This window comes from Escherichia sp. WS1118 (genome assembly GCF_046487695.1).
GTDB classification, from domain to species: Bacteria; Pseudomonadota; Gammaproteobacteria; order Enterobacterales; family Enterobacteriaceae; genus Escherichia; species Escherichia coli.
This window is the reverse complement of sequence record NZ_JBJQIZ010000015.1, coordinates 37,165-51,185: the sequence shown is the minus strand read 5'-3', so window position 1 is coordinate 51,185 and position 14,021 is coordinate 37,165. Positions and strand designations below refer to the sequence as shown.

The window sequence follows — 14,021 nt, the reverse complement described above, 5'->3', positions numbered from 1 at the left end:
TATTAGTTAATGGAGAAGTGCTTTTTCTAATTCCGCTATTTTTTTCTTAACTGAATTGCTTAATATTTCATCATCAATCGAGTCTATCTCACTTTCAATTAATCTTATTTCAAAATATCTTTCTATGTTATATGCATTCTCAAATATTTGATCTTTTTGTTTAGAGATCAGTTTAGTTGCAATACGGATATGTTCGTCATATGAAACTTCATCCTCTTTGCACGTTGAATATTTATCAGTAGTTGTATAATCCTGTGACCACATACCACCTTTTTTATTATCCCCATAATACCACTGAATATGAGACATTTCATGACATAAAGTAGCAACATGAGAATCCTTTCCCGTTACTGGATTTTTTTTGCCATCTCTATACTCAAATTTTGCGCCTATGTTAATTATATAGGGCATATCCTTACTTGGGCTGACGAATGCTGCAAATTCATTACAACCTGTATAATTTATAAAACTGCTCATTGTTAAATCATTAGCTATAATCATTAATCTTCTCACACCATCCATCATAAGAAATCTAGCATTCATGCGCCTACCTGTATTATGTCCATATTTTCTTATATTAACCTCCTTATTTCCTTTAACACCAAAGATCTTACTGAAATCATATTCCTCCTGTGCTCCCCATCTCAAAAGATCATCTGCTCTTTTTATCAAAACCAACTTTTGTGCCTTACGAGCCTTATCAATCATTATTTTAAAATGATCTGTTATTTTTTGCTCTTTCACACATTCTTCTGGCTCTGGCTTTGGTTGTCCAGAAGTTTGATTATTATCGTCCATAGAGTCCTTCCATTGAGAGAAAATCATCATTCGCAAATAGCAACTTCACTTTAATTTCATGTTTGCTAGATACAAAAAAACGCTCTGTATACCCCTCTTCATCCGTTTCTCCGCGGGTCTGCGTGCCATCCTCAAAGAAGGCAATGTAGCGGGTTTCTGAATACGGTATCCCGTCATCGTCTGTAAAATGGAACTGGAGAGTATATTTTTCAGGTTCATCCTCATCGTCACCTCGATCATCACCACCACTTCCGGTCACGCAGTTCCCTCCAGAGTCTTCATTTTCTTCTCCGGAATCACTGCCATCACCACTCTTCTCATCCCCCAGTGTCTTCAGCACCGCCGGTTGCAGCGCCGGCACCGGCGTCCCCGGACTACCGCCGCTATTGAGACTGATTTTCGGCCCGACGATGTCCACGCCCCCTGAATGGATGACCACAAACGAGCCACCCACCTTCAGGCTTATCCGGCTGCTGCTCTCCAGCACGATATCCCCGTCGACCTTTATCCCCAGCGCGCCACTCACCTTCCTCGCCAGGTCCCCCTTCACCACCAGGCTGTGCTTTCCCTCCACCAGGCTGACATGGTTCCCCGTCGTCTTATGCTCCTGCTTCCCTTCCACCGTCACTTTACGGTCATTTCTGACGTACAGGCCGTCATCATTACTCACGCTCACCGTCCGGTCATTCGTCACCTGCAGCGTCTGGTCATTACGTACCGTGATGCACCGGTCGTTCGCCACCGTGATACTCTGGTCGTGGCCCCCTTCTTTTCTGGTCCCGACCTGAACCGTCTGCCCCTTCACCACCGTTATCTTCTGGTCGTTACCAATGGTCTCCGTGTGGTCAGCCTTCACATCCGTCGTCCGATTATTCAGCACCTCCGTATCCATGTTCTTCTGCGCGTGGATATAGACCTGTTCACCGCCCGTGGCGTCTTCAAACCGCAGTTCATTAAAGCCGCTTCCTTTATAGGTCTTCGACCGTATCGTCATCTGCGTCTTCGTCCCCGGCAGGCTCCCCGGCGAACGGTTGTCCTCATGGTACGTCCGCCCCATGATTATCGGCTGGTCCGGGTCCCCGTTCAGGAAGTCAACATTCACCGTCTGCCCCAACCCCACCGTTATCTTCTGGTCGTTACCGATGGTTTCCGTATGGTCATGTTTCACATCCGTTGTCCGGTCGTTGAGCACCTCCGTATCCATGTTCTTCTGCGCATGGATATACACCTGCTCATTACTGGTGGCGTCTTCAAACCGCAGCTCGTTAAATCCGCTTCCTTTATAGGTTTTTGACCGGATGGTCATCTGCGTCTTCGTTCCCGGCAGGTCGCCCGGGGAGCGGTTATCTTCATGGTAGGTCCGCCCCATGATTATCGGCTGGTCCGGGTCCCCGTTCAGGAAGTCAACAATCACCTCCTGGCCCACCCGCGGTATCGCCAGGTTACCGAACCCCGGCCCCGCCCACGCCTGTGACACCCTCACCCAGCACGAACTCTCCTCCGTCATCCCGTGATAACGGTCCCAGTGAAACTTCACCCGTACCCGACCATGTTCGTCGCAGAAGATTTCCTCTCCTGCGGGACCGGTGACAATGGCGCTCTGCGGCCCGTCCACCTTCGGTTTGCTCTGCACCCGTGGACGCCAGGTCCGGTCCGCCGGTATCACCTCTAACTGATTTCCCAGCGTGGTTCCTCTCCCCTGGCTGCCATGAAGCGCCTGCGGCTGGTCCCCTGACAGAATACTCTGTATCACCTGCCATTCACGGTTCAGCATCTTCTGCGGATGCCCCGTCAGCGTAAACCGCGTTCCCGGCCACTGCTTCGGCGAATTACTCTGCCCTGTGGCCTTTTCCGCATCACTGCGCAGGCTCTCTATCCGGTACAGCGTGAAATCCTTGCCGTGCTGTTCATCCTTGTACCTTCCCGGATAATCAAATATCTCATACTGTTCAAGCTGTCCGTTCAGGCTCTCACCCTGCTGCTCATACATCCCCGGCCAGTCCGGCACCTTAAACGTGTAATCCTGGCTCTGCACCGATGACGGGCGGACATGCGCCTCATAACGGAACATACTGACACACTCCGTCTCCGCTCCTGCCGATGTGTCCGGGTTAAACGGAAACTCCCCCGCCTGTGACAGCCCCGCCACATCGTCGCACAGCGTCAGCTTCTGCTCCGGACTGTCCGCCGCAAACCGCTCAAAGAAGAAAATCCCCTCCTCCGCCCACAGCCGCGCCAGAAACGCCAGGTCCGACTCCCCGTACTGCACACAGAACTCCCGCGCCGGATGGTCCTCATAAAACAGCGGCGTCCACTCCGTGACGCCGTTCTCGTTCAGTAACGTGGCCGATATCGTCCGGATATCCTGCTGCTGGAAGATGCGGAAGTTCTGCCGCAGCCCGCACCGCCATAACGGCGGCTCAATACGCAGGTGATAACGCATCTGCCAGCCGTTGTTCTCCTGCATACCAAACCCTGCCACCACGCCTGTGACATAACGCAGCGGGATGACACCCTGCCAGATAGTCAGCGTTGCGTTCTTCTCCAGCAGCATCTCCGCCGTCTGCATAAAAGAATCGCTGGCGACATCCACACTCATCACAAACGGATAAGACTGGTTCTGGATTAACCTGAAATTCACCACTGCAAAGGTGTCCGGCTCCTGGCCGTCAACCTCCAGCGTAAAGCGAAGACCTTTTAAGGACATAAATACCTCTCAGACATATCAGCCTATATTTACCGTGCCGCCACCAATAACCACGCCGCCGCAGTCAATAGCATCACCGGTTCTGGCGGCGGGCAGGCCGTCAATAAAGACGGTTGACGAGCCTCTGGCGATTTTTCGGGGATGAGGTGGATGCTTCGGTTTAGCATGCGGCGTCAGCGGATCTCCCTGGCGGGCTGCGGGGAGACCATCGATAAAAACGGTGGATGACCCGGCGGTGATGACGGTCTCGTAATAACCGTCGTGCCGGGTGCCTTTGTCGGTAAGTTTGGCTGCTAAAGGCATAATTCCTCCTGTTCAGAATTTCCACAGCAGCAGGTTTCAAAAATTCGGAGAAATATTCAACGAAATATTAATCACTTCACCGGATATTCTGATGCGTACCTTCACTGGTCTATTTAAGTAATACAAATTGTTGGCGTGTATTAAGTTTCATTTTGTTCTCCTTAATTATGTAAGGAGTATTTGATCATGTATAAGCAATGAAAAACAGCTTCAGGAAATAAGGAGTATCTCAATTTTTAAACATAAAATGAGAATCGTTCAGTACAAAAAAGCAGCGTTGCGTAATCTTTCCCTGATTAAATACGCTACCGCCCTACCCTGATGACATGATCTGCACTGCACTATCATATCGACATGTTTCTCTACATGCGAAAAGATGTTTTATTTTCGGATTATATTAAATTGATATTTCATATAAAAAACGAAATTACATCAATCATATAAATAGTTGTACCAACTTTAATTACTATTCATAGCAAACAAATGGATATCCAGTTAACTACGCCAGTGATTCATTAACATTAACCTCCGGCATTATTGTTAAATAATGACATTCCTTTTTAATACTTCTTGTAATTTCGGTATCTGACATACAGCATCAACAATCGCATTAATGTTCGGGGCATTATCCTGAAACCATTCGTGTCCCGGTCCCCATGTGCGCATGGTGCAGAGATAACAGTCCACCAGCGTTAGTTGCTCTCCAAACACATACGGTTCAGCAGTCAATTGCGAATTCAGCCAGATATAAAGCGATTTGCGATATTCAATTACACTCTTCTTTAACTGTTCAGGTGCGTCAGATGCCCAACGCTTAGGGTAATCGGCGAAAGTGAACGTTGGATAGACATTAGCAACCAGCCAGACCAATAGCCGTTGAAACTGTTGACGTTCGGCGCGCCCAAGAGGTGGCGCAAGGTCCGGGCGACGATCGAGAACCATCAATGCAATCGCCGCTGTCTCCGTCATAATCTCGTTATTTTTACAGCGCCAGTGTCGGAACCTGACACAACGGATTCAGGGTTTTTAATAAATCGCGTGAAGTTCCCTCGTGGTCAAAACCACTGACATCAACGAACTGATAAGGAATATCAGCCAGTGTTAGCATCAGCTCACTGATTGTAGAGCCCCAGCCGGGTACGCCATACACCTTAATCATATGCCCCTCACAATCTTTTAAAGATTAAGTGTAGGACAGCACACAGATTATCCAGCAAAAGGATTTATCATTTTTTCGTCAGTTGTATAAATCCCCTTCAGGATTGTAAGGGGATGTTTTGCATCGTTTATCGATAACGGGTAGGATGCTGCGCCGATAGTTTTATACCCATAAAGAATAATGGTGATAACTATCATCGCCAGGATGAATAAACATTGTTCATGGCAACTTATATGACTTTTTCATTAAAGCAATCAGGGAGAGCAATGAGTAAACACAACACCGACACTTCAGATCAACACGCCGCGAAACGTCGCTGGCTTAATGCCCACGAAGAGGGGTATCACAAAGCGATGGGCAATCGCCAGGTACAGATGATCGCCATTGGCGGCGCGATTGGTACGGGTTTGTTTTTAGGCGCGGGGGCGCGACTGCAAATGGCGGGGCCCGCACTGGCACTGGTCTATTTGATCTGCGGCCTGTTTTCGTTTTTTATTCTGCGTGCATTGGGTGAGCTGGTGTTACACCGCCCTTCCAGTGGCAGTTTTGTCTCTTATGCCCGTGAGTTTTTGGGTGAGAAGGCCGCTTATGTTGCTGGCTGGATGTACTTCATCAACTGGGCGATGACGGGGATTGTTGATATTACCGCCGTCGCTCTGTATATGCATTACTGGGGCGCGTTTGGCGGCGTGCCGCAGTGGGTCTTTGCGCTCGCTGCACTGACCATCGTTGGCACCATGAATATGATCGGTGTGAAATGGTTTGCGGAGATGGAGTTCTGGTTTGCGCTTATTAAAGTGCTCGCCATTGTAACCTTTTTGGTCGTGGGTACAGTGTTCCTCGGTAGTGGTCAGCCGCTGGATGGCAACACCACTGGCTTTCATTTAATCACCGATAATGGCGGCTTCTTCCCCCACGGTTTGCTGCCTGCGCTGGTGTTGATTCAGGGCGTAGTGTTTGCTTTTGCCTCCATTGAAATGGTGGGTACAGCGGCCGGAGAATGTAAAGATCCGCAGACCATGGTGCCTAAAGCGATTAACAGTGTGATTTGGCGTATTGGCCTGTTTTACGTCGGCTCCGTGGTGTTGCTGGTTATGTTATTGCCGTGGAGCGCGTATCAGGCGGGGCAAAGTCCATTTGTGACGTTTTTCTCTAAACTGGGTGTGCCGTACATCGGCAGCATTATGAACATTGTGGTGCTGACCGCTGCCCTCTCCAGCCTGAATTCAGGTCTGTACTGCACCGGGCGTATTCTGCGCTCGATGGCGATGGGCGGTTCCGCACCGAGTTTTATGGCGAAAATGAGTCGTCAGCATGTGCCGTATGCCGGGATTCTGGCGACACTGGTTGTGTATGTCGTCGGCGTATTCCTCAACTATCTGGTGCCGTCACGCGTATTTGAGATTGTGTTGAACTTCGCGTCGCTGGGAATCATCGCTTCATGGGCGTTTATCATCGTTTGCCAGATGCGCCTGCGTAAAGCAATTAATGAAGGCAAAGCAGCGGATGTCAGTTTTAAACTGCCTGGCGCGCCCTTCACTTCCTGGCTGACATTACTGTTTTTACTGAGTGTCCTGGTGCTGATGGCGTTCGATTACCCGAACGGGACTTATACCATCGCGGCACTGCCGATTATCGGTATTCTGCTGGTTATAGGCTGGTTTGGTGTGCGCAAACGCGTTGCTGAAATTCACAGCACTGCGCCAGTCGTCGAGGAAGATGAAGAAAAACAGGAAATTGTGTTTAAGCCTGAAACGTCGAGTTAATTGCAAAATTGCCCGGCTACGTGCCGGGCAAATTCAGACTACTGACGAAGGTGCCGGATGCGGCGTGATAAAAGTCAGGCAATTCTTTCCGTTTTCACCCTCGCCATATCTATTACAGCGCAATACGAATCACATCGTCCGGCTGGGTAGCTTCCTGCTGTTTAGTGGATTTTTGTTTCACACTGACATACAGCGTTTTGCCATCGGCAGACAGCGCCAGGCTGTTCGGATGAGTCGGCGTATCGAACGTTTTCACCACTTTATAGCTTTTCGCGTCAATCACACTGACTTTACCTGCCTGACGATGCGTCACGTAGGCTTCATTACGCGCTGGGTTAAACAGCACAGCCAGTGATTCCGGTGCCGCAACCTTCGCCAGAATATTGCCATTACGGGTATCGACCACTAACACTTCTGCCGCTTTAGAATCGGTGATAAATGCACGCTGATTGGTGGTATCAAGGCTGATGTTGATAAAGAAGTGCTCTTTGCCGTCATCCAGCAGCTTTTTACGGCTGAGGATTTTATTGTCGGCGGTGTCGATGGTAATCAATTCGCCGTCAGCGTTAGTGGTGTAAAGACGTTTGCCTTTGCTATCCAGCGCCAGACCGGTACTCATTTTACCGGTGTTCTGGATGGCGGTTTTCAGTTTGATATTCTCGCCATCAACGACCCAAATCACGCTCTCTTTACCAATACCACTGATGTAAACGGTGTTCGTGTCATCATCAGCTACCAGCTCACGTGGTTGCAACGGGCGTACCTCTTCCGTGCGCTTACGATCATCCAGCACCAGACGACCTTTCACTTCGCCCGTTTTGGCATCTATCGCCGTGACCGCACTATTTACGGTGTTACCAAACCACAACGTCTGAGTCGTGTTATTGATGGTGGCACCAAACGGCTTGAGATCGTTATGGATCGCCTGCGTCACTTCCAGAGTAACCGGATCAAGACGATAAACCACGCCGCCTTTATCCAGTTTGCGGCTTTGCGAAGTGGCAAGCCACAGCGCGTTTTCTTGCTGGCTATAAGCCATTTCGTAGGCACCTTTACCTACCGCTTTACGCAGCATTTCTTCTGCGGCCTGCGTACTGAATGATGAAGCAACAAGCAATGAACCTAACAGTAATGAACCACGCAGGCGCGATGAAAACAGATGACGTAAATGCATGACGACTCCCTTTGATGAACCGATATTTTTGCTGCTTCACAATGCTTCGCTAAGCGTAATCATCGTTACGCCCTTGTTATAAATGGGAATGGTAATCATTATTTTCTCAAATGTGGAGCATTTCTTACCGTTACGACTACAATTTTCTCAATTACTTAACGTATTGTGCCGTTTCGTTTTCCATAAATTTACAATTTCATTACCATGACGGTGTTTTCCCATTCTTAACCTGGCTTTTTTCATGAAGATTTTTTCCGTCCGACAGACCGTTTTGCCCGCACTGCTTGTCCTTTCCCCCGTTGTTTTTGCCGCTGATGAACAGACCATGATTGTCAGTGCCGCACCGCAGGTGGTTTCAGAACTGGATACCCCAGCAGCCGTGAGCGTGGTGGATGGCGAGGAGATGCGCCTGGCAACACCGCGCATTAACTTGTCTGAATCACTGACCGGAGTGCCTGGTTTACAGGTACAAAACCGGCAGAACTATGCGCAAGATTTACAGCTGTCGATTCGCGGATTTGGCTCCCGCTCCACTTACGGAATTCGTGGTATTCGCCTGTATGTGGACGGTATTCCCGCTACCATGCCCGACGGACAAGGGCAGACATCCAACATCGATTTAAGCAGTGTGCAAAATGTGGAAGTGCTGCGTGGCCCCTTCTCTGCTCTGTATGGCAACGCGTCTGGCGGTGTAATGAATGTCACCACCCAGACCGGACAACAGCCACCAACCATTGAAGCCAGTAGTTACTACGGCAGTTTTGGCAGCTGGCGCTATGGGCTGAAAGCTACGGGCGCAACGGGCGACGGCACACAACCCGGCGATGTCGATTACACCGTCTCAACCACACGTTTTACGACCCACGGCTATCGTGACCATAGCGGCGCACAGAAAAATTTAGCCAATGCCAAACTGGGCGTACGCATTGATGACGCCAGCAAATTAAGCCTGATTTTCAATAGTGTGGATATCAAAGCAGATGACCCAGGTGGGCTAACCAAAGCAGAATGGAAGGCGAATCCACAACAAGCGCCTCGTGCAGAACAGTACGACACGCGAAAAACCATCAAGCAAACTCAGGCTGGGTTGCGCTATGAGCTTAGCCTGAGCGCGCAAGATGATATGAGTGTGATGATGTATGCCGGAGAGCGAGAAACGACCCAGTACCAGTCAATCCCCATGGCTCCCCAACTTAACCCGTCACATGCGGGCGGCGTGATTACTCTGCAACGCCATTATCAGGGGATAGACAGCCGCTGGACACACCGTGGTGAACTGGGCGTTCCGCTCACGTTCACTACCGGCCTGAACTACGAAAACATGAGTGAAAACCGCAAGGGCTACAATAACTTCCGCCTGAATAGCGGCGTGCCGGAATACGGGCAAAAAGGTGAGTTGCGCCGCGACGAACGCAATCTGATGTGGAACGTCGATCCCTATTTACAGACGCAGTGGCAGCTGAGCGAAAAACTGTCGCTGGATGCTGGCGTGCGCTACAGCTCCGTGTGGTTTGATTCCAACGACCATTACGTTACTCCGGGTAACGGCGATGACAGCGGTGATGCCAGTTATCACAAATGGCTACCTGCCGGTTCGTTAAAATATGCAATGACCGATGCCTGGAATATCTATCTGGCAGCCGGGCGAGGTTTTGAAACGCCGACGATTAATGAGCTGTCTTATCGTGCTGATGGACAAAGCGGTATGAACTTTGGGTTAAAACCCTCCACCAACGATACAATTGAGATCGGCAGTAAAACGCGTATTGGTGATGGGCTGCTTAGTCTCGCATTGTTCCAGACCGACACCGATGATGAAATTGTTGTCGATAGCAGTAGCGGTGGGCGTACGACTTACAAAAATGCCGGAAAGACCCGTCGTCAAGGCGCTGAACTGGCATGGGATCAACGTTTCGCGGGAGATTTTCGCGTAAAAGCGTCCTGGACCTGGCTTGATGCGACCTATCGCAGCAATGTGTGCAATGAACAGGATTGTAACGGTAACCGGATGCCAGGGATCGCCCGTAATATGGGCTTTGCGTCGATAGGTTATATACCGGAAGATGGTTGGTATGCAGGCACGGAAGCGCGTTATATGGGCGATATTATGGCAGATGATGAAAATACGGCCAAAGCGCCTTCTTATACACTCGTCGGCTTATTCACCGGGTATAAATACAATTACCACAATTTTACCGTGGATTTATTTGGTCGTGTCGATAATTTATTCGATAAAGAATACGTTGGCTCTGTCATTGTCAATGAGTCAAACGGGCGATATTACGAACCTGCGCCCGGACGAAATTATGGTGTCGGCATAAATATTGCGTGGCGATTTGAGTAATTATCTTTAAGCCCGGTATTTGCCGGGCGTATTTTATTTATCGGCTGTATTGCTGGCACAACATAGCAACGTTTTTTTGCATAGTGAGGTTTTCGACAGCCAGAGCAACTGCCATTAATTCCAGTTCGTAGCGGATCCGATTGATTTCATTTAATTGACGTTTTCCCACTTCCGGAACTGTAAATGCTTGCGCTGGTGCGACAAAGAGCGCATTTACCGAAACCAGACGTAAGGAACCGGCGCGCCATGCGGACGCGAGGCCAGAACCCAACATCGGTTACGCTGCGTTTGTTGCCCCATAATGCTCTCCTGTGCTTTTGGCATGAATCCATCAATAGTAGCAAGCTCACAGGATTGGTTTTGTTTGCAGCCGTCACATCCCCTCTGCAACACGCAATAATTTCATAGAGGAATCCGTTGCTTCGGGCTGTTTTCGATAGTATTGATAACATCATCATCATTATTTTATCGAGGCCAGACATGTCCATCCGTTTTGCCCGCAAAGCCGACTGTGCTGCAATTGCGGAAATTTATAACCACGCCGTGTTGTATACGGCGGCTATCTGGAATGACCAAACGGTGGATGCGGATAACCGCATTGCCTGGTTTGAAGCGCGGACCATAGCAGGTTATCCGGTGCTGGTGAGTGAAGAAGATGGCGTAGTGACGGGATATGCCTCGTTTGGCGACTGGCGTAGTTTTGATGGTTTTCGCCATACCGTGGAACATTCGGTTTATGTCCATCCCGATCATCAGGGGAAAGGTCTGGGGCGTAAATTGTTAAGCCGATTGATTGATGAAGCGCGGGATTGCGGGAAGCATGTCATGGTCGCCGGGATCGAATCGCAAAATCAGGCCTCGCTGCATCTGCACCAGTCGCTGGGATTTGTCGTCACCGCGCAAATGCCGCAGGTAGGCACTAAATTTGGGCGCTGGCTGGATCTGACATTTATGCAGTTGCAACTCGACGAGCGCACTGAACCGGACGCGATTGGATGAATCAGTCACTTACCCTTGCCTTTTTGATTGCAGCCGGGATTGGTCTGGTAGTCCAGAACACGCTGATGGTGCGCATCACCCAGACCTCCTCTACCATTCTCATCGCCATGTTGCTGAACTCACTGGTGGGGATTGTGCTCTTTGTTTCTATTTTATGGTTTAAACAAGGCATGGCGGGGTTTGGCGAACTGGTGTCCAGCGTGCGCTGGTGGACACTTATACCTGGCTTGCTGGGATCGTTTTTTGTCTTCGCCAGTATCAGCGGATATCAGAATGTGGGAGCGGCGACAACTATTGCGGTACTGGTCGCCAGCCAGCTGATTGGCGGTCTGGTGCTGGATATCTTCCGCAGCCATGGCGTACCACTTCGGGCGTTGATCGGCCCAATTTGTGGCGCAATTTTACTTGTGGTTGGCGCCTGGCTGGTGGCCAGACGCTCATTTTAATCAGAGGATGGTACCGCCTTTGGTTAACTGTTCGTGGCGCGCTTCCATATCTTCTTTATGTTTGCGACCGTGATGAGCAATAGCGGTGCGCAAACGCTGCTGCTGGGTGTAGCGATCTTCCCGACTTAACTCCGCGTCATCGCTCAGGGCGATTAATAATTCGTTCATATGGGCAATGACGCTCTCTTCAATCGCGGCATCCACGCGCGCGATGACTTCATCCAGATGCGACATACTTTCTCCTTAGCCACTTGTGAAATTTATCGATTCATCCAAATGATATAAGTCTGCGTGGTGCCGTCAAGCCAGTGCATAAGATTTAAAACAGAGAAAACAACAGCGCCACCGGGAAACTCATCGGCCATGTTGCCCCCACCAGAAAGGCGCTTAAGAAACGGATGCGTTTCTTATCGTGAGAAAGAAACCAGGTGATAAGAAATGCGATTGCTGCCATAACCGCATAAAAAACAAGCATATGTTGATAGAGAGACATGTACGGGCGTCCAGCCAGATGAATAAAACGCGCGCAAATATGCGTCATTTTTTGACGTGCATCAAGTTTTTTCACCAGTTAGAGAAAAAATCATCAAACAGCAACTTGCCCTTATCTATCTTCAGAATGAGTATTATTGCGGATTTTCTTAACCCGTACTATACACATAGGGGCAATGATAAAAGGTGGCAAAAATGAATGTTTCCAGTAGAACTGTAGTACTGATAAATGTCTTTGCTGCTGTTGGTTTGTTTACTCTTATCTCTATGAGATTTGGCTGGTTTATTTGATGTTGTGATTTTGCACGCAGCACGTACTGTCAGAGAAATCAGTGCTCTGACAGTACGCAAGATCATCTCATACTCTTACGATCTGCAATATTATCCTTAATGTTTAACCATGACGTGGCGGACGACGGTGTAATCCTCCAGCCCATAAAGTGACATATCCTTGCCGTAACCAGAAAGTTTCTGCCCACCGTGCGGCATTTCACTTACCAGCATGAAATGGGTATTGACCCAGGTACAACCATATTGCAGCCGCGCGCTGACGCGATGCGCCCTGCCCACATCCTTCGTCCATACCGAAGATGCAAGTCCGTACTGACTGTCATTCGCCCAGTTCACCACCTGTTCTTCGTTGTCGAAGAGCGTAACACTCACTACCGGACCAAATACCTCTTTTTGCACGATGGCATCGTCCTGTAATGCGCCAGCCAGCAGCGTCGGCGCATAGTAATAGCCATTACCCTTGCGCTTTTCACCGCCAGTGATCACTTTGATGTGCCCTGTCGCTTTCGCCTCTTCTACCGCCTTGCTGACGCGTTCGAGATGCGCCAGCGAGCTTAAAGGTCCAAGCTCCGTAGACTCGTCATCCGGCGAACCCGATTTTAACGTTGCCACCGCAGCACCGAGTTTTTCCACCAGCGTATCGTAAATGCCTTTTTGCGCGTAGATCCGACAAGCCGCAGTACAATCCTGTCCGGCATTGTAATAGCCAAAAGTACGTACACCTTCGACCACTGCTTCAATATCCGCATCATCAAAAACAATCACTGGCGCTTTGCCACCAAGTTCCATATGAGTACGCTTAATGGACGGCGCGGTATGGCTGATGATGTGTTCCCCAGTGGCGATAGAACCCGTCAGCGACACCATCCGCACTTTGGGATGTCCGGTCAGCGGATCTCCCACCGTTTTGCCTCTGCCAAACAGCACGTTAATCACGCCAGCCGGGAAGATATCTTTCGCCAGCTCTGCCAACTTCAACGCGGTCAGCGGGGTAATTTCTGATGGTTTAAGCACTACGCAGTTCCCTGCCGCCAGCGCCGGAGCCAGTTTCCACGCAGCCATCATCAGCGGATAATTCCACGGTGCGATAGAAGCCACGACCCCCAACGGATCGCGACGGATCATCGAAGTATGACCTTCAAGATATTCACCTGCCGCCAGACCATTCAGGCAGCGCGCCGCACCGGCGAAAAAGCGAAAGACATCGACAATCGCCGGAATTTCATCATTGAACGCACTATGCAGCGGTTTGCCACAATTACGGGACTCCAGTTCGGCAAAAACCTGACCATTTTCTTCGATAACATCAGCCAGTTTCAGCAGGCATTCCGCACGCGCTTTTGGCGTGGTTTGCCCCCATTCGGCAAATGCTGCATCTGCCGCGCGAACAGCAGCATTGACCTGCTCTGCGGATGCCTCGGCAATCTCCAGTAAAACGTCCCCCGTTGCCGGATTATAGACAGGCTGTTTTTCCCCTTCGCCGCTAACCAGTTCTCCGTTAATCAGTAACTTATGTTGCATAGCATATTCCTGTATCAGTGG

Annotated in this window: 11 protein-coding genes and 5 pseudogenes; 5 read left to right on the top strand and 11 right to left on the bottom strand. The window is 49.7% G+C overall.

The window, feature by feature from the left end; genetic code table 11:
* Window positions 1–6 precede the first annotated feature (6 nt).
* From ACJHYO_RS20680 to ACJHYO_RS20660, 5 genes and pseudogenes are all read right to left on the bottom strand, one after another.
* Window positions 7–798: a peptidase M35 gene (locus ACJHYO_RS20680; RefSeq protein ID WP_000342575.1), complete on the bottom strand. Its 792-nt coding sequence runs from the start codon at window positions 796–798 to the stop codon at window positions 7–9.
* Window positions 788–1,912, bottom strand: a pseudogene (locus tag ACJHYO_RS20675) (bacteriophage T4 gp5 trimerisation domain-containing protein); the annotation flags it as partial. The pseudogene ACJHYO_RS20675 and the gene ACJHYO_RS20680, both read right to left, overlap by 11 nt.
* A pseudogene (gene tssI, locus ACJHYO_RS20670) lies at window positions 1,913–3,505 on the bottom strand (type VI secretion system tip protein TssI/VgrG); the annotation flags it as partial.
* A gap of 18 nt (window positions 3,506–3,523) precedes the next feature.
* Window positions 3,524–3,808, bottom strand: coding sequence for a type VI secretion system PAAR protein (locus tag ACJHYO_RS20665; protein WP_001127498.1), 285 nt, complete (start codon window positions 3,806–3,808; stop codon window positions 3,524–3,526).
* A gap of 540 nt (window positions 3,809–4,348) precedes the next feature.
* Window positions 4,349–4,967 (bottom strand): annotated as a pseudogene (locus tag ACJHYO_RS20660) (glutathione S-transferase family protein).
* A 266-nt stretch (window positions 4,968–5,233) separates the two neighbouring features.
* Here ACJHYO_RS20660 and ansP point away from each other — a divergent pair.
* Window positions 5,234–6,733, top strand: a complete 1,500-nt coding sequence (gene ansP / locus ACJHYO_RS20655; protein ID WP_085455341.1) for an L-asparagine permease — start codon at window positions 5,234–5,236, stop codon at window positions 6,731–6,733.
* A gap of 112 nt (window positions 6,734–6,845) precedes the next feature.
* Here the strand turns inward: ansP and ACJHYO_RS20650 are convergent, their stop codons facing one another.
* A complete protein-coding gene (locus ACJHYO_RS20650) occupies window positions 6,846–7,907 on the bottom strand; it encodes a YncE family protein (protein WP_085455340.1) in 1,062 nt (353 codons plus the stop codon).
* 241 nt (window positions 7,908–8,148) lie between these two features.
* Here ACJHYO_RS20650 and pqqU point away from each other — a divergent pair, with 241 nt between their 5' ends.
* On the top strand, window positions 8,149–10,251 hold the full coding sequence (gene pqqU / locus ACJHYO_RS20645; protein ID WP_085455339.1) for a TonB-dependent receptor PqqU: 2,103 nt from the start codon (window positions 8,149–8,151) through the stop codon (window positions 10,249–10,251).
* Between the two features lie 76 nt (window positions 10,252–10,327).
* Here the strand turns inward: pqqU and ACJHYO_RS20640 are convergent.
* Window positions 10,328–10,495 (bottom strand): annotated as a pseudogene (locus tag ACJHYO_RS20640) (GntR family transcriptional regulator); the annotation flags it as partial.
* Window positions 10,483–10,551: pseudogene (locus tag ACJHYO_RS20635) on the bottom strand (hypothetical protein); the annotation flags it as partial. The pseudogenes ACJHYO_RS20635 and ACJHYO_RS20640, both read right to left, overlap by 13 nt.
* A gap of 180 nt (window positions 10,552–10,731) precedes the next feature.
* Here ACJHYO_RS20635 and ACJHYO_RS20630 point away from each other — a divergent pair.
* Entirely contained in the window at window positions 10,732–11,250 is a 519-nt protein-coding gene (locus ACJHYO_RS20630; protein WP_000027563.1) for a GNAT family N-acetyltransferase, read from the top strand.
* Entirely contained in the window at window positions 11,247–11,696 is a 450-nt protein-coding gene (locus tag ACJHYO_RS20625; RefSeq protein WP_001076540.1) for a DMT family transporter, read from the top strand. The genes ACJHYO_RS20630 and ACJHYO_RS20625 overlap by 4 nt, the downstream gene beginning before the upstream one ends.
* On the opposite strand, the gene ydcY is transcribed toward ACJHYO_RS20625, so the two are convergent.
* Both ydcY and ortT read right to left on the bottom strand, forming a co-directional pair.
* Window positions 11,697–11,930, bottom strand: a complete 234-nt coding sequence (gene ydcY, locus ACJHYO_RS20620; protein ID WP_000018633.1) for a DUF2526 family protein YdcY — start codon at window positions 11,928–11,930, stop codon at window positions 11,697–11,699. It lies immediately after the preceding gene.
* Window positions 11,931–12,015: 85 nt separating this feature from the next.
* Complete coding sequence (ortT, locus tag ACJHYO_RS20615; protein WP_000061178.1) at window positions 12,016–12,189, bottom strand: orphan toxin OrtT; 174 nt, start codon at window positions 12,187–12,189, stop codon at window positions 12,016–12,018.
* 194 nt (window positions 12,190–12,383) lie between these two features.
* Between ortT and yncL the strand changes: the two genes are divergently transcribed.
* The gene (yncL, locus tag ACJHYO_RS20610) at window positions 12,384–12,479 is read left to right on the top strand and encodes a stress response membrane protein YncL (protein WP_001303494.1); all 96 of its coding nucleotides are present in this window, start codon (window positions 12,384–12,386) and stop codon (window positions 12,477–12,479) included.
* Window positions 12,480–12,575: 96 nt separating this feature from the next.
* Here the strand turns inward: yncL and patD are convergent, their stop codons facing one another.
* A complete protein-coding gene (patD, locus tag ACJHYO_RS20605; protein WP_001163909.1) occupies window positions 12,576–14,000 on the bottom strand; it encodes an aminobutyraldehyde dehydrogenase in 1,425 nt (474 codons plus the stop codon).
* Window positions 14,001–14,021: the final 21 nt, after the last annotated feature.